The organism is Alteribacter lacisalsi, assembly GCF_003226345.1.
Lineage (GTDB): Bacteria > Bacillota > Bacilli > Bacillales > Salisediminibacteriaceae > Alteribacter > Alteribacter lacisalsi.
In genome coordinates this window covers 60,851-78,457 of sequence record NZ_PDOF01000004.1, presented here as the reverse complement: position 1 = coordinate 78,457, position 17,607 = coordinate 60,851, and the positions used below count along the sequence as shown (strand labels likewise).

The window sequence follows — 17,607 nt, the reverse complement described above, 5'->3', positions numbered from 1 at the left end:
ATGAAAATAGCATTTTCCCCATGTCCAAATGATACGTTCACATTTCATGCGCTGGCGCACGGGCTTATTAAAGGAGCGCCGGAGCTTGACGTCACGTATGCCGATATTCATATAACCAATCACTGGGCGATCGACCGTGAAGGTCCCGAGGTCATGAAAATATCCTTTGCGGCACTGCCCTGGGTTCTCGATGACTATGCCCTTATTCCGTGCGGAGGCGCTCTTGGGCGGGGCTGCGGCCCGCTCGTGCTTACGGCAGAAGGAAGTGCCGGCCCTGAGTCGCTTGCCGGCAAAACCGTTGCTGTACCAAGTGAACGATCGACGGCGTATCTGCTTTTCAGGCTCTGGGCAAAAGGATCGGTGCCCGGCGGAGTAGGTGAGATCCGCATCATGCCGTTTGATGAAATTATGCCTGCCGTCAGGGACGGCAGGGTTGATGCCGGACTTGTCATACACGAGGCGCGGTTTACCTACGGACAATACGGCCTTGCGATGCTGGCCGATCTTGGAGAATGGTGGGAAAAAGAAACCGGCCACCCAATTCCGCTCGGGGCGATTATAGCGAAGCGGGACATGGCTGATCTTCCCCGTCTGGAAGACTGGATCAGGGTATCGGTTGAGAAAGCGTGGGCGGACCCCGAAGCCTCGCGGGCTTATGTGCTGGAGCATGCACAGGAAATGGAGCCAGACGTGGTTAACGCTCATATTGAGCTCTATGTAAACGAATTTACCCGGAATCTTGGGGAAGAAGGCTACGCTGCTGTGGAATCACTTCTGGGAAGGGCGGCAGAGGAAGGAATTGTTCCTCCATTCGACCCTAACAAGCTTCGAACCTACAGCCGCTGAGACAGGAGAATTTGCTGATGACTAAACTACTTGAAAAATCACTTGTCCTTTTTTATCTGTTCTTTCTAGGTATTGGCCTGCTTCTCGGCCTGATTACCGGTTTTATAATCCACGTCATCTGGCTCGGTCTGCTTATGGGTGTTGGCGTTGGGATCGGACTCGGCCTGATGGCCCACGGGCTCCTGATGATCAAAAACCAGCAGTGGTAGATGAACTGCCGTCAGACCGCCCTTATTCAAAAACGGGGCGGTTTTTTTAGTGCATGCATGTTAATCGGCAACATGAATTAACCGTACTCCTTCTGGTGTGCTTTTTTGCGTTTTAGATAATCCTCATCTTCCCGTACTTTAATCCATTTCCTTTCGAAAATGTGGGCAGACTGGGCTTTTTCATCATCGATGTCCCGTTCGTTGATGTTCCCGTCCTTATCGTATTTTTTACCGCCTTTATAATTGGCGTAGCGTCGAGCTCTGGTGTAGCCCATCTGGATGAATTTTCGGGCCATATCCATGCCGACGAAATCATCGTTCTCACGGTATTCCTCAAACATCTGATAGATTTTCTCCGATGATTCTTTGGCCGCTTCAGGGGTTTTGAACCGCCAGTGGGGGAGAATCTCGCTTTTATAAGGTTCAACGAGAAGAACACCTTGTTCCCCGCGTCCGACCTGGTATTTCTCTGGCTGCTTTCTGAAATCAATCGAGTCGAAATCCTGATCGTAGTCAAAGGCCATCATATATCCTCCAGTTCTGCAGTTTACAGAGCGTTTCCCTCTGAAGAAGAACAAAAAACCTCCTCCCGCACAGGGAGGAGATGGTGGATAAAACGGGAGGTGGCTATTTTTTAATGGCCTCCCGAAGATTTTCGGCTTCTTCGGCCATCTGAAGGTACATTTCAGCATTGTCTTTTTCAGCCTGCGCGACCTGACGCATAATGTCTGCCCGGTCCTTTAATGCAAGGTCAAGAACAGCCATTTCGTTAGGGGAGACGTCCGTAAGGTCATAAACCGGATCGTCAGGCAGGATTTTACCGCTGACCTCTTTAATTGTTTTTCGCACCGAAACACTCCTTAACCGTCACTGTTGCCCTCCAGTATGACACGGGTGGAAGTGATCTTCCACCGTTGTGCCGGATGCCTGATGCTATTCGTCCTTGACCTCGACTTTACCTTCGTCAAAGAATTCCACTTCAAGCTCGAACTTGTCGTAGTTATCATCAAGATTGAAGGCGGTCAGAACAGTATCAATCATTTCCTGCTCGTCCATGTCAGCGTTCAGCTCAAGGTCTGATAGAATCGGCTCCAGTTCATCGAGCGCTTCCTGCCCGCTGATTTCCTCTTCAGTGCCGCCCTGCTTATCTTCAATTTTTGCTTCAGGATTGCCGTTATTATACTCGTACTCGGCTTCGTACTCGTCACCATTATATTCTACTTCGAGTTCGAAATCAGAGAAATTAAGGTCCTCATACCAGTCTCCGCCTGCCATTTCGTCTGTAGCAGTACTATCATCCTCATCATCCATGTCAAATTCATCATCCTGCTCCATATCCCCATTATCACCGGTGGTCCCGTTCTCTTCCGGAGCGTCATTGGCTGTCCCGCAGGCAGTAAAAATAAGTGTAAAGGCCAGGGCAGCGATCGTAAGTAAAAAGCGCTTCATACGTATTCCTCCATAAATTGGTATATTTCACCGGATAGGATGTACAATAAACGGATTGTTTATACGCGGTCTTTACAGAGAGGGGGACTGATGAATAAGAGCCGGGCCCCCGGCCGGCTCTTATCGTAAAGGCTCTGTTAAAATCTATTGTTGATTTCCGCTCCCTGCCCTCCCTTTCCGCGGGCACCACTGCAGCCTCCTCGGGAAAAACGCACTGCGGGGTCTTCCGTCGGTGCTTTTCCCGCAGGAGTGTCGGGCGTTCGCTCCAATCAACTTTCTCTAAAAAACAACATCAAGCTTTAACAGAGCCATCGTAAAAAAGAACCGCACGCAGCGCGCACGGTTCAGGGTTAATCTTCCTCATCGTCATCTTCACCATTTTCATCCTCATCCACTTCAGGAACATCATCATCTCCACCTGGATCGGAAACGTCTGATTGATCTCCTGCATCCCGTTCCTCATCATCTACAGCGCATCCTGTAACCATGGCGCCAAGAGCAAGGGCGGCAAGAGTAAGGTTGAGTTTCTTCATAATAGATCCCTCCTTTAAATATAGTAACTGCTGTTTATACTTCGGCAAGTACCCGGGAAAAGAGGGAGATAAACAAGTCTGGGGAATGGCGTGTTACAGCAGAAAAGCTGTACGCGAGGCGCACAGCTTCCGGTTATTCATCCTCCTCGTCTTCTTCATCCTCCTCATCTTCATCTTCCTCGTCACTGTCGTCTTCGTCCTCTTCGTCAGTGCCTTCATCTTCGTCATCGTCACCGTTTTCTTCTTCATCCTCCTCATCTTCTTCGTCATCGTCTTCACCGAGTTCTTCCTGCAGTTCCTCAACGTCGAGCCCTTCTTCATCTTCATCTTCTTCCTCCCCGTTATCCACCGGGGTGCCGATATCCTCTTCTTCACCGTTATCACCGTTTCCGCATCCGATAATCATCATTCCAAGTGCGAGTGTTGCAATAGATAGTCCGAATTTTTTCATGGTTAATTCCTCCATAGGATGGTTTTCTTATGTTCAGAATACCCCTGGCTCTGACAGCATAAACAGGATAGTGGAGGTATTTCAATTATCGGAATTTTAGTTAGCTAATCTTTTTTGAACCAAATCATTGATTATACAGGCATCACATGGTTAAATAAAGGGAGATATTAATTAGGGGGCTAAGTAATTATGACAAGCCGGCTGGAACAAATGGCAGGCCATCAAATCAGCATGGTCGGCCATCTGCTGAAAAACAAATATAATAGAAACCTTTCTGAACTGGGGCTTACGTCGGCACAGGCCAGCGTGCTTTATGTTCTGTTTCATGAAGGGGACCAGAAGCAGTCCGAGCTTCAGCGCTGGCTCCACGTGAAAGGTTCGACGATGAACGGCATTATTGAATCGATGCTTAAACACGAGCTGATTGAAAAAGAGTCTAGTAAAGAGGACCGCAGAACAAAAATCGTTACGATTACAGATAAGGGTAAACTTCTGGAGGAAAAGTTCATGAAAAAGCTTGAAACCCTCGAGCAGAAGCTTACTGAAGGTTTTTCCAGTGAAGAAAAACAAATCATGATTTCGTGGATGAAACGGATGCAGAAGAATCTGAATGAGGAAGGAGGAGAGACGGATGGATCAGAAAGAACAGAGTAGGCGGCTCGGTACCGAACCAATTCCGAAGCTTCTCCGCGATATGTCGATACCGGCGATGGTTGGTGTCTTCGTAATGGGGCTGTACAACCTCGTCGATACGATCTTTATCTCCTGGTTTGTCGGGGTTGAGGGGGTCGCTGGTGTCACGATAGCTTTTCCGGTTATGCTGATCATTATGGCTGTTGCCGCAGCGGTCGGGATCGGCGGAGCTTCAGTCATATCCCGGCGGCTCGGGGAAGGGCGCGGGAATGAAGCGAATCAGGTGTTCGGTAATATTCTGACACTGATCATCATCTTCAGCGTCATTGGCTTTATCGGGGCTTTTACGATACTCGAACCGGTTCTTCTTCTGTTCGGAGCGACGCCTGTCACTCTGGGCTATGCAACAGAGTACTTATTTCCGATTATGCTGGGAACCATTTTCTTTTCCTTTGCATTTGCGACCAACAGTATTATCCGTTCCGAGGGAAACGCCAGATTTGCCATGATGACGATGATTATCCCGTCGGTGATCAACATCCTTCTTGATCCCGTGTTTATCATCTGGCTTGATATGGGCGTACAGGGAGCAGCGATTGCCACGGTTATTGCCCAGGCCTCAGTGTCCATTGTCACGATTCAGTACTTTGTAAAAGGAAAAAGTTCGCTCACACCGGCACTGGCTGATTTCCGGCTGAATTTTCGTGTTGTTAAAGAAGTGATTGTCATAGGGATGCCTGCGCTTGTCCGCCAGGTGGCTGGAAGTGTGATGATGATTGCCATTAACGCGATGCTCATCCGCTTCGGCGGGGACTTTTATGTCGGGGTATTCGGGATTGTTCAAAGAATCGCCATGTTCACCCTGATGCCGATGCTTGGTGTGCTGCAGGGGATGCAGCCGATTGTGGGCTACAATTACGGGGCAAAGCAGTATGACAGGTTAAAGGAAACCGTCTGGCTCGGCCTGAAAGTTGTGACCGTATTTTCCATCGGCGTCTTTCTTCTTGCTATGTTCGTGCCGCACTGGTTTATGCGGATATTTACAACAGACCCGGCTACGATTGCTGTCGGTGTGGAAGGGATCCGGATTATCTTTGCAGCAGCCATTCTGATCGGCGTGCAGGTTGTGAGTGGAGGAATCTATCAGGCGCTTGGAATGGCACGTCCGGCACTGATTCTCTCCATGGCCCGTCAGGTGCTGTTCTTAATTCCGCTGGTGCTGATCCTGCCTCATTACTTTGGGGTTACAGGTGTCTGGCTCGCGTTTCCGATTGCCGATGTTCTGGCTTTTGCTTTGTCTATGTTCTATCTTTACCGGGACCGGAGGATCTTTCTTATCCGAACGAAGGGAGATGATCTTCCGCCGCCTCCCCCCCGTCAAAGTATACAGCCTTCTGTCAGGCAGAAGTCAGCGGCTTCCCAGGGAGTATAGATTCCTTAGATAAAAGAGAAGAGAAATACGAGATCCTGAATACGACTCCGGCTGTGCAGCCGGGGTCTTTTTTTGCATGCAGGAACGGTGGACGGCTCAGGTTTAAGGTGTCGAACGATGTGGAATATCATTTATAAGCTGTCATTATTTGTTTTTGATTGAAAAACGTGAAGGTTCAACTGAGATTAAGAAAATGTGAACAATCAATCTTAAGCAAGATCCTACACTTCACCTGAGTGTATCACTAGACATTATTAAATAAAAATCATTATTATTAAAGCTGTCGGAGTTAAAAAAGTGAATGCAGATCAAATCTTACTTATTCAGGAGGCAATGTATTGATGAACAACAGAAAGCTTACGACAAACCAGGGCGTTCCGATAGAAGATAACCAGAATTCAAGAACGGCAGGTCAGAATGGCCCAACCCTTCTGGAAGATTACCAGCTCATAGAAAAGCTCGCACACTTTGACCGTGAAAGAGTGCCGGAGCGTGTGGTCCATGCCCGTGGAGCAGGAGCGCACGGCGTTTTTAAAGTGAAAAACAGCATGAAAAGATATACGAAGGCCAAATTCCTTCAGAATGAAGGAGAGGAAACACCGGTTTTTGTTCGTTTTTCCACTGTTATTCACGGGAATCACTCTCCTGAGACGCTGCGTGACCCTCGCGGATTCTCTATTAAATTCTACACAGAGGAAGGGAATTATGACTTCGTCGGAAACAATCTTCCTGTCTTCTTTATTCGTGACGCTATGAAATTCCCGGACATGGTGCACGCACTAAAGCCGGACCCTCGAACGAACATTCAGGATCCGGACCGCTACTGGGATTTTATGAGCCTTCGTCCGGAATCGACGAATATGATGCTTCACCTGTTTTCCGATGAAGGGATTCCAGCGTCCTACCGCAACATGCGCGGATCAAGTGTCCATGCTTTTAAATGGGTGAATGAATTCGGTAATATGACTTACGTAAAATACCGCTGGGTGCCGAAAAAGGGTATTGAAAACCTCTCTGCCGATGAAGCCACGAAAGTCCAGGGAGAAGATTTTAACCATGCCTCCAATGACCTTTATCAGGCGATTGAGAATGGTGACTATCCGGAATGGGATCTTTATGTCCAGTTCTGTGCACCGGAGGATCTTGACAGCTTTGACTTCAACCCCCTTGATACAACGAAAGACTGGTTTGAAGAGGACTTCCCTTATCATCACGTGGGAACGATGCAACTGAATCGGAATCCGGATAATGTGTTTGCGGAAACAGAGTCTGTCGGCTTCAACCCTGGTGTCCTTGTACCGGGAATTGAACCGTCCGAAGACAAAATGCTTCAGGGGCGTCTGTTTTCCTATTCAGATACGCAGCGTCACCGGATCGGACCAAACTACCTCCAGCTTCCGGTCAACTGTCCGTTTGCAAAAGTGGACAATAATCAGCGTGATGGATTCATGCCGGTCGGCCAGCAGACAGACCGTATTAACTATGAGCCGAACCGTTATGAGACTACACCGAAAGAAGACAAGTCCCAGGAGGAGTACCGGCAGAAACTTGAAGGTGTAACCGGAAGGCAGCCGATTGAAAAGCAGAACGACTTCGGCCAGGCCGGTCAGGTATGGCGCAGGTATTCCGAAGAAGAGCAGGAGGCGGTGATCCGTAACCTAACTGACGATTTAGGTGATGTGGCAGAAGAAACTGTGCTGCGTGTAGTGTGCAACTTCTACCGGGCAGATGAAGAGCTTGGGAAAACACTTGCCGATAAGCTGGATGTGGATATTTCCTCTTATATCGAAGCGGCAAAGCAGCATACCAAACCATAACATGAATAGGAAGAGGCTGGAACAAAAGTAAAATGTATAGAAGAAAATCCGGACAAAAAGCTTTAGCGGATGAAATATACGCGGACTCCTGCGGGAGGAAAAGCATTGATGACACCCCGCAGTTCGAATCACACGAGGGCTCAGCCGCTTCCCGCGGAAAGCGGTGTATATTTCAGCTGTGATTGATCTGCACCGCTTGCAGATTGTTCGGATTTTCGACTGTATGAATACTTCTGTCCCAGCCTTTTTTGCTGCATTATCATCTGAATACTTTCCATTTATCCTGGCCTCAGTCGCCTGAATGCACAAAGAAAAAACCGGCGAAACGGGTTCGCCGGCAGAAGTTCATAACAAAACTATTCGTTGCCATCTTTTTTTGCAAGCTTGACGAGTACGTGGGCCATCTTGTGCTTTTCTTCATCGTCAGCTACCTTCCACATTTCCTGAAGCAGCTTTTCTTCACTGTTCTTCGGCTCTTCGTGATTCTTCAGATACTCGGCAACCCGCTCGGCACCTTTCGCTAGCTGTTCTTCACCCAAACCAATTTTTTCACCTTTGTTAATCTTGTCTGCCAGATAGTTTTCAAATTCGTTGAAATCCTTAAGAATCTGCTCCTTCTTGTTCTGATCCATCTTTTCCACTTTTTCCTGTGCCTGCTGCTGTGTATTTGCCATTCGTACATCCCTCCAGAATAGTATTGTTGGTTCTGGTGGGCTTTTCCTCTTTTTGGACAGGTCTAAACATTTCGTTTTGCGAAATAAAACAAAAAATCCCCGGCTGCCGGGGATTTACGGAATTTCTGATACTATTCTCTGTTATGGTGAAGATCGTTGGAGATTTCCCGTTCGATCTGCTGGCTTTGCTTATGGCTTTTTTCACGGCGTCTTTCCACTTCAATCTTTTTTTCCAGGCTCGAGTTCAGACTTTCGTGCCCGATTCCGTGATTCTGCCGCAATCCTTTTTCCAGGTTTTCCGTAACTTTAAGATCGTCTTCTTTTCCAGTCATGATCTGGTCTCCTTTTTATATAGAATCGATCATCCGGCCACTGTTTTGACCGGCATTTACTGACCTATTTCCGGTGCTGGCATTCCTTAAACATGCCACATGGAAAAATAGCTGCTGAGAGGTATCTTTCCCCTGCTTTGTATCCTAAATGCATAAAATTAAGTCATACGTTACCAACAGGAGCCCGCATGTTACTATTAAAGGAATAAGCCTCCGGGGGACTGATGAATAAATGGAGAATGAAAATAATAAAAATACAAATCCTCAAACGAGTATTATTGAAAAAAAGGAAGCGCATGCCCGCTGGTATATGAACGCTGTGACTGTGCTTGGAGCAGCGATTGCCCTTGGAAGTCTTTATTTCCTTGAAATTCCCTGGTCTTTTTCCATCCTGCTTCTGCTAGTGGTCTTTCTTTTCATAACCGAACACTTTGCAATCCCTGTCTGGAAGGGAGCCATAACCCTTGGTTTCCCGGTCATTTTCACAGTAGATCTTCTGTTCGGCCTGAGCGTTGCGCTGGTTACGTACACGGTTGTTGTGGCCACGATTCATCGGATGCAGCAGAGGCCACTGTCTATTATCACGTTTAACCCGGCTCAGCTTGTAATCAGTCTGGCTGTGAGTAAAGGGGTGGCTCTTGCGGTTACGGACAGCTGGGGAGCGATGCCGGATTCCTTGACTGGTCTCCTTGTTTATACAGCCGTTTATACTTTTGTGTTTTATTTTGTTAACCATCTTCTCGTTGACATCGTGCTCTGGCTCCGGCCACAGCCGTTTCCGCTGAATGATTTTATGAAAAAGATATCATTGGAATTCATCGGAATGGTTCTGTCCTATTTTTATCTGCTGCTGTTTTTTGTACTCGGTAATCAGGACCGCGGTGACGTAGTGGATGTATTTTCTTTCTTCTTTTTCTTCTCGCCACTCGTTGCCATGGCTCTCATCGGATCGAGCAACTTTAAGCTGCGGCGTGAAAAAGAGCGTCTAGAGGGACTGGTGACGATCAGTGAGGAGCTCAACCGCCATATTCCTGAAAAGGATTGGCTCAGTGGTATTGAACAGCATCTCAAAAAAGTATTCGAGTTTGACGCGCTCAGCATCTGGATGAAACGAAAAGGCGAATGGCAGTGTGAACTTGATACAGGAGAAGGGACACCAATGCCGGCAAGAAAAGAAGTGGAGCGTATGTCTGAAAAGACAAAATCCATTACAGCAGTCATGTCCATAGAGAGAGATCCTTGGTGGAGCACTGTTTTTCATAAGGCCATTCGTTCGGCTGTCGTCTGTCCCATGTATGATGACGGTGAAATGCACGGGCTGATTATCATTGGCAGGCGCCGTGCTCAGGAAACGCGGCCCGATGAACTGAAGGTTGTAAAGGCCCTTGCCAATCAGCTGGAAGTCATTACAAAAGGAAGAACCCTCATTATTGAGCGTGAGCAGCGAATGATTTTAGAAGAGCGTAATCGAATTGCCAGAGAAATTCATGACGGCATTGCCCAGTCTGTGGCAGGAACGGTTATGCAACTCGAAACTGCAAAAAGAAAAGCGGCGGCAAGCCCCGATCAGGCGCTTGATACGCTTACTTACGTTCTCCCGGGGCTGAGAAAAAGCCTGACAGAAATACGGGAATCGATTTATGCCCTCCGGCCGTTTCCAACCGATGCCCAGGGACTGTTAAAAGCAGTTAAGGAAGAAACGGGAAGGATCCGGAATGAGCACCCGGATGTAGAGATCGAACTCAAGTGGAAAGAAGCACCGGGACTTGCCCCAGAAAAAGAAAAGCTGGTATATAATACATTTAAGGAAAGTATTCAGAATGCCATGAAGCATGCAGATGCCGATAAGGTGGTCGTAAGCGGCGTGCCCGGCGAGGAGGGCGGTTTTCTTCTTACCGTTAGTGACAACGGGAAAGGATTCCTGTTAAAGGACGCTCTGATCAAATCCCGTAAAGGCAAGCACTTTGGCATACTGAATATGAATGAGGAAGCAGCGAAAGCTGAAGCCGTACTGCAAATTGAGAGCAGACCCGGGGAAGGAACGATGATTGAGCTTCATCTTCCCGGCTCTGACGAGAGGAGGAATGACGATGCCTGACATTATGATTGTAGATGACCATACGGTGCTGCGCGACGGACTTAAGACGATTTTTTCCATGGAAAAGGACTTTAATGTGATATCCGAAGCCGAATCCGGAGAAGAAGCCCTTAAGATTCTCGAAAAAGTCCAGCCTGAGATTGTCATCATGGATATTAACCTGCCCGGCAAAAACGGTGTTGACGTGACAGCAGAAGTGAAAGAGCGCTGGCCGGATATTAAAATCCTTGTTCTGACGATGTACAAGCATGATGAATACTTCATGTCTGCCATTACGAAAGGAGCAGAAGGCTATCTCCTGAAGGATGCTCCTTCAGAGGAAGTGGTCGATGCTGTCCGCAGCCTTATGTCCGGTGAAGCGGTTATTCACCCTTCAATGGCCAAAAAGCTTCTTGACCTGCACCAGCAGCCCCAGGAAAAAGCGAACGAAAAGAACCAGAATGAACTGACGGCCCGTGAAAAGGATGTGCTCGAATGTCTCGTGAAAGGGATGAGCAACAAAGACATTGCTGACGAACTGTTTATCAGTGACAAAACAGTTAAGATACACGTAAGCAAGATTCTTAGAAAGCTCGGCGTAAAAAGCCGTTCCCAGGCTGTGATCCATGCAATTCAGAACGACCTCGTACCTCTTGCTGATTAAGAGGAGGGGGCGGTCCCCAGGTGTTCCCGGATTTGATCAGGGAGCACCTTTTTTGTGTGGGGGGATTGTGCAAAATGATTTAACTCTGACGGACACAGGGGATTGGGACATAACGCAGCGAGAGGAAGGAGAAATGTCCGAACTCAGGGGAAGTTCGGACATAACGCAGGGCGAAAAAAGAGAAATGTCCGAACTCAGGGGAAGTTCGGACATAACGCAGGGCGAAAAAGGAGAAATGTCCGAACTCAGGGGAAGTTCGGACATAACGCAGCGAGAGGAAGGAGAAATGTCCGAACTCGGGGGAAGTTCGGACACAACGCAGCGAGAGGAAGGAGAAATGTCCGAACTCGGGGAAAGTTCGGACACAACGCAGCGGGAGAAAGGAGAAATGTCCGAACTCAGGGGAAGTTCGGACATAACGCAGCGAGAGGAAGGAGAAATGTCCGAACTCGGGGGAAGTTCGGACATAAAATCTCTAGGTGAATAAATTTCTCCATTGGACATCAGATCGGATCGGAATTCACGTAAATTGAAGCATTTGCTTTTCCCTGCCGCACAAAATGTTTCCCTAAGATTCTACGTACAGTACGTTGATCCAAAATTCCACACCACTCAACAACTCTTTGTGTCTGAATCCGTTTATCGGGAAACAAAACATGGAATTCTTCAATTGTTCGTAGAACAGCTTCAGTGTTTGACTCCCGATAGCCGCAGGTTGAGCACACAACGTTTCTCTTTTGATGCTGCGCCGAATAAAACCTAAAGCACCCTGGGCAGTAAATCCCTTTCCGCAGATCCTGTTCCTCATACCTGGGAATACGCGCGTACGGATTGTCCTCCACATGAAGCGAGAGCAGCTTCTGGGCGAGAGCATCGTCCCTGTACGACGGGGGCGCCGCGCTCTTCCTGCCTATCCGGGATAAAAAACGATTAAGCTGCGAATGAAAAATTGCAGGCAGATCTCTGGGAGCCTGAAACAAGTGAAACTCAGGGTTTATAAAAACGAGATTACTTCTAATCAAAGGGGAGAAACCGAGGTCTTTCAGGAGGCTGCGAAATGCGAAATCCGTTCGTTTCAGCTGAAGAAGGGGATTTTTAACTTCCTTTTCCTTATATTCGGAAATCCACTTCCCATCCTCCAGAAAAAAATCCCCGAAATAATTCTTTACGTCAAAGAGGTAAACCGCATCAGGCTGAAGCAATAACGAATCAATTTGAAATAGAGTGCCGCGGTAATCAAGAAGAAGATCATTGATCAAAAGGCCGTTCCAGCCTGCAGCCGAGAGCCGATTGTCAAATTGCACTTCCCCTGCATAGCCTTTATCCAGATTTTCAAGGCGCAGGGCGTCTGCCGGATCAAGCCTTGACCTCACACGCAGAGACTGGAGAATAATGAGCTCAACTGGCTTTGTTCTGTTTTTTAGAATCACGAAGCAACACCACCTCATTTTTTAAAGAACTATACCACCTCCCACAAGTTTACAAAAACTGCCTTTCCTGGACTTCTACCGGCACCAATGTCACAAATAGCTCCCTGAAACTAACCCTCAGCCACGGCATAACTCAACTAAAGCAAAAAAAGAGAGTGCCCCCTGGCGCGCTCTCTAGCTTTCCTCCCTTTTCCTTAACATCAGCGCGTGATAGTCCGGACCTTTCTCCAGTGCCGTATACCTGTACTCGAGCACATCAAAATATGGCTGAACAGCCTCCCGAATCCCGGTCTCTGTATGAAAAGAGAAAAAGCGCTTCGGTTCATACGGGTCGCTGTCCCACACACCCTCTGAATCCTCCCCGCCGTACAGGCCGAGATAAAAGAGACCATCCGACACAAGCACCCCGCGAATATTTTCCAGAGCAAGTCCCAGATCTGCTTTCGGAACGTGGAGAAGGGCATTCATTGACCAGACGGCATCAAACGGGCGGTCTGTTTTCAGTGAGTAAAAATCAACTACTTCCGCTTTCAGCCATTTTTTCCGGCAGGCGCTGACCATGGCCGGTGAAAAGTCCCCACAGGTCACATCCACCCCGTTACGCAAAAAGAATGCCCCGTGCTCACCTGTTCCTGCCCCGAGGTCAAGAAGGCGGGCCCCTTTATTAAGACGTTCAAGAAACCTAATCCGTTCATTCTCTTTCCAGCCAGTGAGAGTCATCTTTTCCCGGTCTCCGGCATGGTTGTTGTAGCTTTCAAGCAGCTGTTCGTAATGGCGCATAAACGACGTCCTTTCCAACTGGGTAATTATTCTTCATTATACTATATTGTCGGAAACAGAATTGATAGAGTGAACGTCCGCGAGACGGCAAAGTAGGCAATTTTGGGAGGCTCGGGAAAACCCGGCCTCTCGATGCCGTTGCCGCGTGAGCATATTTCGTTTTACCCTTGCAGATTCGGGTAAATGACAGATGTATCCGGTATGAGAGACTCAGCCGATAACGATCTTTGCGGAGGTGCTGTATTTGACGAAGTCATTTTATATTAACGGGGAATTTGTCACGAGTGATGCTGAAGAGACAATTGACGTGATCAACCCTGCTACGGAAGAAGTAATCGGCACGATCGTAAAAGGAACCGATGCTGATGCAAAGCGTGCAATTGATGCGGCGTTTGATGCCCAGCTGACTTTTGAGAGAACCTCCCCGCCTGAGCGGAGCGGCTTTCTCACTGTGATAGCAGATAAACTTGAAGAACAGTCGGACGAGTTTGCCAGGCTGCTTTCCGAGGAGCAGGGAAAAACGATTGGACTTGCCAAAGACGAAATCGAAATGACGGTGGGGTATTTTCGCTACATGGCCGGATGGTCCCGTCGTGTGGAGGGCGATGTGGTCCCTAGTGACAATCCGGATGAAAACATTCTTGTACTCAAAAAACCAATCGGAGTCGTAACGGGCATCGTGCCGTGGAATTTTCCTATGATGGTACTTGCCAGGAAAGTGGCGCCGGCTTTTGCAACCGGCTGTACGGTTGTGATTAAACCGAGCCAGCAGACGCCGCTCACAGCTATCAAATTTGCTGAACTGATCCACGAGCATACCGATCTTCCGAAAGGTGTATTTAATCTGATTACAGGCAGTGGATCTTCCGTTGGGACGGAACTAGCCTCTAACAGAAAGGTAGCGATGGTCAGTCTGACAGGAAGCTTTCCAGCCGGTTCAAAGGTAATGGAAGCAGCTGCGGAAAACATTACAAAAGTAAACCTGGAGCTGGGAGGAAAAGCGCCGGCGATCGTCAGCGGACATGCTGATCTTGATCTGGCAGTGGAAAAAGTAATCGAGTCCCGTGTGATCAATTCCGGCCAGGTGTGTACGAATGCGGAGCGGGTCTATGTTCATGAGTCGATCGCAGAAGCATTTATGGATAAAGTAGCGGCGAAAATGAACGATCTCAGGACCGGCGACCCTCTTGATGAGGACAATGATTACGGACCTCTTGTAAGCAGCGAACAACTGGAGTCCGTTGAAAAAGCGGTCAAAACCGCAGTGGACAACGGTGCGGAAATTTTGACCGGCGGCAAACGGGCAGGGGACGGTAAAGGTTTTTACTACGAACCTACTGTACTCACAAACGTGTCTCAGGACATGGATATTCTCCGGGAGGAAATTTTCGGTCCGGTGCTGCCGATCGCAACCTACAGCAATTTTGATGAAGCGATTAAGCTGGCCAACGATTCGGTCTATGGTCTGTCTTCCTCTATTTTTTCGGAAAACTACCATGAAGTTATGCGTGCCGTAAATGAGCTGAAATTTGGTGAAGTGTTTGTGAACCGTGAGAATTTTGAAGCGATTCAGGGTTACCATGCGGGCTGGCGCCAGTCCGGTGTCGGAGGTGCAGACGGGAAATACGGAGTGGAAGAGTACCTCCAGACAACCGTTGCCTACCTCGAGTACAAGCGGAGTAAATAGTAACAGCGTGTGAAATGTGAAAAATGGATTATTTTCACCTGGCTGCTGTTTAACAGTAGCAGGTTACGGGTATTTCAAATTCCAGGAGGCGATATAAATGGAACCACTATACAAAGAGTTTTACAATGATGAAGAAGTTGTGAAAACAGTAGAAGCCCTTAAACGTAAAGGGGTAGACGAAGACAACGTTTATATCCTGACACATGATGACGACCGGACAGATCGCGTAGCGGACAACGCAGATGCGAATACCGTCAATATGAGTGAGCAGGGCATTGACACTTCTGTTAAAAACGTTTTCCGTAAAAAAGGGGACGAGCTTCGTGCCCAGTTTGAGGAACTCGGTTTCTCCAGCAATAAAGCCCACTCTCTTGAAGAAGAGCTGGATGAAGGAAAAGTCATCGTTGTTGTAAAAGACGCGCCGGCGGACCTTGTTCTATAGGAAAAATACATGCAGGAAAGAGCTGTCCTCACAGGGACAGCTCTTTTTACGTTTAGGAAAAAATTGTGGTTAACTGCGTACCACTATTTCTTATACCCTGCGAAGCGAAACGCCAGGAGCCGCACTCCCGCCGGAATAGCATCAGGTGTAGACCCCGCAGGGCGTACTTGCCGAGGGGAAGTATAGGAGCGTGAGCACTTTTGTTTTGCGCAGTCGGGTTATGGCAACTGGGCGATCAACTGTTTAAGAGAACCCAGATGATAGGCGCAATGAGCCAGTGCTGCAGAAGCGTAAAGCGTCTGCTGCTCGGTCCACTCAATCTTTTCCAGTGTTTCATTGAAACTGTCGTATTCTTCTTTGAGCTGGCTTTTAAATGCCTGCCAGGTTCCCTCATCAACTTCGTGTATTTTCCAGCTTAAAGACCAGTCCACTTGACGGTCTTCATTGAGCAGACCTGCATTCATAACCTGAAGGTGGTAAAGGGTGTGATGAACATGAGCAGCAATGGAGGCTTGTGAGGAAGGCAGAATCATAGATGCTTCTCTGGCATTGATCCGTTCAATTGTTTCCAGTAAACCTGCTCCGGGACCGGGATCGGTAAAGTAAATCTCATTTTTACCGGGTCCTTCAAATGTTTCTTTCAGCAGTTTCTGCATGGCATACTTCACAGTCAGCAGATCTGTTTTCATCCTATCACTCCCTGTCAGTATTATGATGCGCTTTTCTTTGTACAACTTACGGACAACAGGGGAGAAATCCTGCTTTTAATGTAAAAAAAGTTCGAAAAACCCCAAAAAATATACGCGGGGCACTGCTGGAGGCCGCCAGGAGACAAAAAAGAAGCCTCCGTCACAGCGGAGGCTGGATGCTATGAATTGATCTGCAGGGAGTGGATGCTTTCCCCTATATAAGAAGAATAAAGGAAGCTTGCCACTTCTTTTACGTGCTGTTCGTCGTGCTTACAGAGCATTTCCACATATTCAAGAATGCTGTACGTTTTCTGATCAACCTGAAACTCTGTTGCCAAATTGCATGCATGAAGCCGTTCAGCCAGTTTCAGGCGGGATACGATTGCCTGATCGATCAGTTCCTGCATGGACCGGGTACGGGCGTAAGTGGCTGCTCTGCGGTTTACTGCCTCAACCGTGCCGTCCCAGCCGTTCGTTTTACCGCCGGAAATCATGACGGGAAGACGTTCAGAAGCAATTTTCTGATCCCAGTAATGAAAGTGAGCGACAATCGCCGCGGTCGACCATTTGTTATCATCAATTGGCTCATAAAATGTATCGCTGTCAATTTGCTTCAAATGATTAAAGAAGGAAGTTAGTTGCTCAAACTTTGAAATAACAGTGTTCATCCAATCCCTCATTCTGTTTTTTTGTACAAAAAGCTTGTCCAAAAGCTCAGGAAGAGCAGACAGAAGCACACAGGCATTCAATGGCGCTTTAAGTGGTTTCCCGGGATCGTCTGCAGTCAGCCTTCATATTTTGAACACGTCCGTTTTAAGGTGCTTTCTTCATTGTATGTAATATAATTGTTAAATGAAAGAAAAGTCGGGCAATTTGGATAAATAATACTACAATATATTTTGAACTTCTTGGATACTGCGCATTTCGTATGGGTACTTTTTGCATACTTTTGCGCTGGAAGTATGTAAGTGTAAAGCCCGCATCACTGCGGGCTTTTATCAGGAGGACGAAACGGCAGTTTTTTCAGCAGCAGCAGACACTGCCGTTCTCGCCTTCCGGTTTTCACGAGTATTGAGGGGGGGTCTTTCAAGTTGGCGTCCACTTGAAAGGCTGAAGGATACCACGAATGTCCGGTTTTTTGTAAGTTTATCGTCATTTACCCATGACACGAATGCAGCAAAGGAGGTTGCTTATGATCCGGTATGGTTCGGAAGGGAAGGTTAAAGATTAGTTGTTGTAGCAGTAGCAGCCGATGATAACCAAAAGAATGAACAGCACAAGAATCAGCGCGAAGCTGTTAACGCCGTTATAGTAACCCATAATTTTCTCCTCCTGTAAAGATAATTTTGAGAGGCCTCTCACTGATAATCTATGTCACACTGAAAGAAAAGTATGGACAAGTGAGGGAGGCAATCTGCCTGTTTTTTACGTTTTGGGCCCTGGAAAGTCGTGGAATGGGTTG

At 47.7% G+C, this 17,607-nt stretch carries 22 protein-coding genes; 10 read left to right on the top strand and 12 right to left on the bottom strand.

Annotated elements, in window-relative coordinates; all coding sequences use genetic code 11:
• Positions 1-846, top strand: coding sequence for a 1,4-dihydroxy-6-naphthoate synthase (locus tag CR205_RS18600; protein ID WP_110521660.1), 846 nt, complete (start codon positions 1-3; stop codon positions 844-846).
• Between the two features lie 17 nt (positions 847-863).
• Entirely contained in the window at positions 864-1,055 is a 192-nt protein-coding gene (locus CR205_RS18595) for a hypothetical protein (RefSeq protein WP_110521659.1), read from the top strand.
• 77 nt (positions 1,056-1,132) lie between these two features.
• Here CR205_RS18595 and CR205_RS18590 read toward each other — a convergent pair whose 3' ends face one another.
• From CR205_RS18590 to CR205_RS20355, 5 genes are all read right to left on the bottom strand, one after another.
• A complete protein-coding gene (locus CR205_RS18590) occupies positions 1,133-1,579 on the bottom strand; it encodes a DUF4385 domain-containing protein (RefSeq protein WP_110521658.1) in 447 nt (148 codons plus the stop codon).
• Between the two features lie 103 nt (positions 1,580-1,682).
• Complete coding sequence (locus CR205_RS18585; RefSeq protein WP_110521657.1) at positions 1,683-1,904, bottom strand: hypothetical protein; 222 nt, start codon at positions 1,902-1,904, stop codon at positions 1,683-1,685.
• An 84-nt stretch (positions 1,905-1,988) separates the two neighbouring features.
• On the bottom strand, positions 1,989-2,504 hold the full coding sequence (locus CR205_RS18580; RefSeq protein WP_110521656.1) for a YusW family protein: 516 nt from the start codon (positions 2,502-2,504) through the stop codon (positions 1,989-1,991).
• Positions 2,505-2,854: 350 nt separating this feature from the next.
• Positions 2,855-3,037, bottom strand: a complete 183-nt coding sequence (locus tag CR205_RS18575) for a hypothetical protein (protein WP_110521655.1) — start codon at positions 3,035-3,037, stop codon at positions 2,855-2,857.
• A gap of 133 nt (positions 3,038-3,170) precedes the next feature.
• Entirely contained in the window at positions 3,171-3,488 is a 318-nt protein-coding gene (locus CR205_RS20355; RefSeq protein WP_161524835.1) for a hypothetical protein, read from the bottom strand.
• Positions 3,489-3,677: 189 nt separating this feature from the next.
• Here CR205_RS20355 and CR205_RS18565 point away from each other — a divergent pair, with 189 nt between their 5' ends.
• The 3 genes from CR205_RS18565 to CR205_RS18555 all read left to right on the top strand — a co-directional run bounded on the left by CR205_RS18565 (position 3,678) and on the right by CR205_RS18555 (position 7,370).
• Positions 3,678-4,142 carry a MarR family winged helix-turn-helix transcriptional regulator gene (locus tag CR205_RS18565; protein ID WP_110521654.1) on the top strand — a complete coding sequence of 155 codons (465 nt, stop codon included), beginning with the start codon at positions 3,678-3,680 and terminating at the stop codon, positions 4,140-4,142.
• Complete coding sequence (locus tag CR205_RS18560) at positions 4,120-5,553, top strand: MATE family efflux transporter (protein WP_110521653.1); 1,434 nt, start codon at positions 4,120-4,122, stop codon at positions 5,551-5,553. The genes CR205_RS18565 and CR205_RS18560 overlap by 23 nt, the downstream gene beginning before the upstream one ends.
• A 341-nt stretch (positions 5,554-5,894) precedes the next feature.
• On the top strand, positions 5,895-7,370 hold the full coding sequence (locus CR205_RS18555; RefSeq protein ID WP_110521652.1) for a catalase: 1,476 nt from the start codon (positions 5,895-5,897) through the stop codon (positions 7,368-7,370).
• Positions 7,371-7,726: 356 nt separating this feature from the next.
• Here CR205_RS18555 and CR205_RS18550 read toward each other — a convergent pair whose 3' ends face one another.
• Positions 7,727-8,044 (bottom strand): DUF3243 family protein, encoded by a 318-nt coding sequence (locus CR205_RS18550; protein WP_110521651.1) that lies wholly within the window; start codon positions 8,042-8,044, stop codon positions 7,727-7,729.
• 131 nt (positions 8,045-8,175) lie between these two features.
• The gene (locus tag CR205_RS18545) at positions 8,176-8,376 is read right to left on the bottom strand and encodes a hypothetical protein (protein WP_110521650.1); all 201 of its coding nucleotides are present in this window, start codon (positions 8,374-8,376) and stop codon (positions 8,176-8,178) included.
• 232 nt (positions 8,377-8,608) lie between these two features.
• On the opposite strand from CR205_RS18545, the gene CR205_RS18540 reads away from it, so the two are divergent.
• The 3 genes from CR205_RS18540 to CR205_RS18530 all read left to right on the top strand — a co-directional run bounded on the left by CR205_RS18540 (position 8,609) and on the right by CR205_RS18530 (position 11,604).
• Entirely contained in the window at positions 8,609-10,474 is a 1,866-nt protein-coding gene (locus CR205_RS18540; RefSeq protein ID WP_110521649.1) for a GAF domain-containing sensor histidine kinase, read from the top strand.
• Positions 10,467-11,117 carry a response regulator gene (locus CR205_RS18535; RefSeq protein WP_110521648.1) on the top strand — a complete coding sequence of 217 codons (651 nt, stop codon included), beginning with the start codon at positions 10,467-10,469 and terminating at the stop codon, positions 11,115-11,117. Before CR205_RS18540 ends, CR205_RS18535 begins: the two co-directional genes overlap by 8 nt.
• Positions 11,118-11,250: 133 nt before the next feature.
• Positions 11,251-11,604: a hypothetical protein gene (locus CR205_RS18530; protein ID WP_110521647.1), complete on the top strand. Its 354-nt coding sequence runs from the start codon at positions 11,251-11,253 to the stop codon at positions 11,602-11,604.
• A gap of 16 nt (positions 11,605-11,620) precedes the next feature.
• Here CR205_RS18530 and CR205_RS18525 read toward each other — a convergent pair whose 3' ends face one another.
• Positions 11,621-12,547, bottom strand: coding sequence for a nuclease-related domain-containing protein (locus tag CR205_RS18525; protein WP_161524834.1), 927 nt, complete (start codon positions 12,545-12,547; stop codon positions 11,621-11,623).
• A gap of 174 nt (positions 12,548-12,721) precedes the next feature.
• Positions 12,722-13,327: a class I SAM-dependent methyltransferase gene (locus tag CR205_RS18520; RefSeq protein ID WP_110521645.1), complete on the bottom strand. Its 606-nt coding sequence runs from the start codon at positions 13,325-13,327 to the stop codon at positions 12,722-12,724.
• 235 nt (positions 13,328-13,562) lie between these two features.
• On the opposite strand from CR205_RS18520, the gene aldA reads away from it, so the two are divergent.
• Positions 13,563-15,014 carry an aldehyde dehydrogenase gene (gene aldA / locus CR205_RS18515; RefSeq protein WP_407923585.1) on the top strand — a complete coding sequence of 484 codons (1,452 nt, stop codon included), beginning with the start codon at positions 13,563-13,565 and terminating at the stop codon, positions 15,012-15,014.
• Positions 15,015-15,111: 97 nt separating this feature from the next.
• Positions 15,112-15,456 (top strand): general stress protein, encoded by a 345-nt coding sequence (locus CR205_RS18510; RefSeq protein ID WP_110521643.1) that lies wholly within the window; start codon positions 15,112-15,114, stop codon positions 15,454-15,456.
• 218 nt (positions 15,457-15,674) lie between these two features.
• Here CR205_RS18510 and CR205_RS18505 read toward each other — a convergent pair whose 3' ends face one another.
• The 3 genes from CR205_RS18505 to CR205_RS18490 form a co-directional block, all read right to left on the bottom strand.
• Positions 15,675-16,145: a hypothetical protein gene (locus CR205_RS18505; RefSeq protein ID WP_110521642.1), complete on the bottom strand. Its 471-nt coding sequence runs from the start codon at positions 16,143-16,145 to the stop codon at positions 15,675-15,677.
• Between the two features lie 179 nt (positions 16,146-16,324).
• Positions 16,325-16,813 (bottom strand): DinB family protein, encoded by a 489-nt coding sequence (locus CR205_RS18500; RefSeq protein ID WP_110521641.1) that lies wholly within the window; start codon positions 16,811-16,813, stop codon positions 16,325-16,327.
• Positions 16,814-17,372: 559 nt separating this feature from the next.
• Positions 17,373-17,465, bottom strand: coding sequence for a YjcZ family sporulation protein (locus CR205_RS18490; RefSeq protein ID WP_110521639.1), 93 nt, complete (start codon positions 17,463-17,465; stop codon positions 17,373-17,375).
• Between the last annotated feature and the right edge of the window lie 142 nt (positions 17,466-17,607).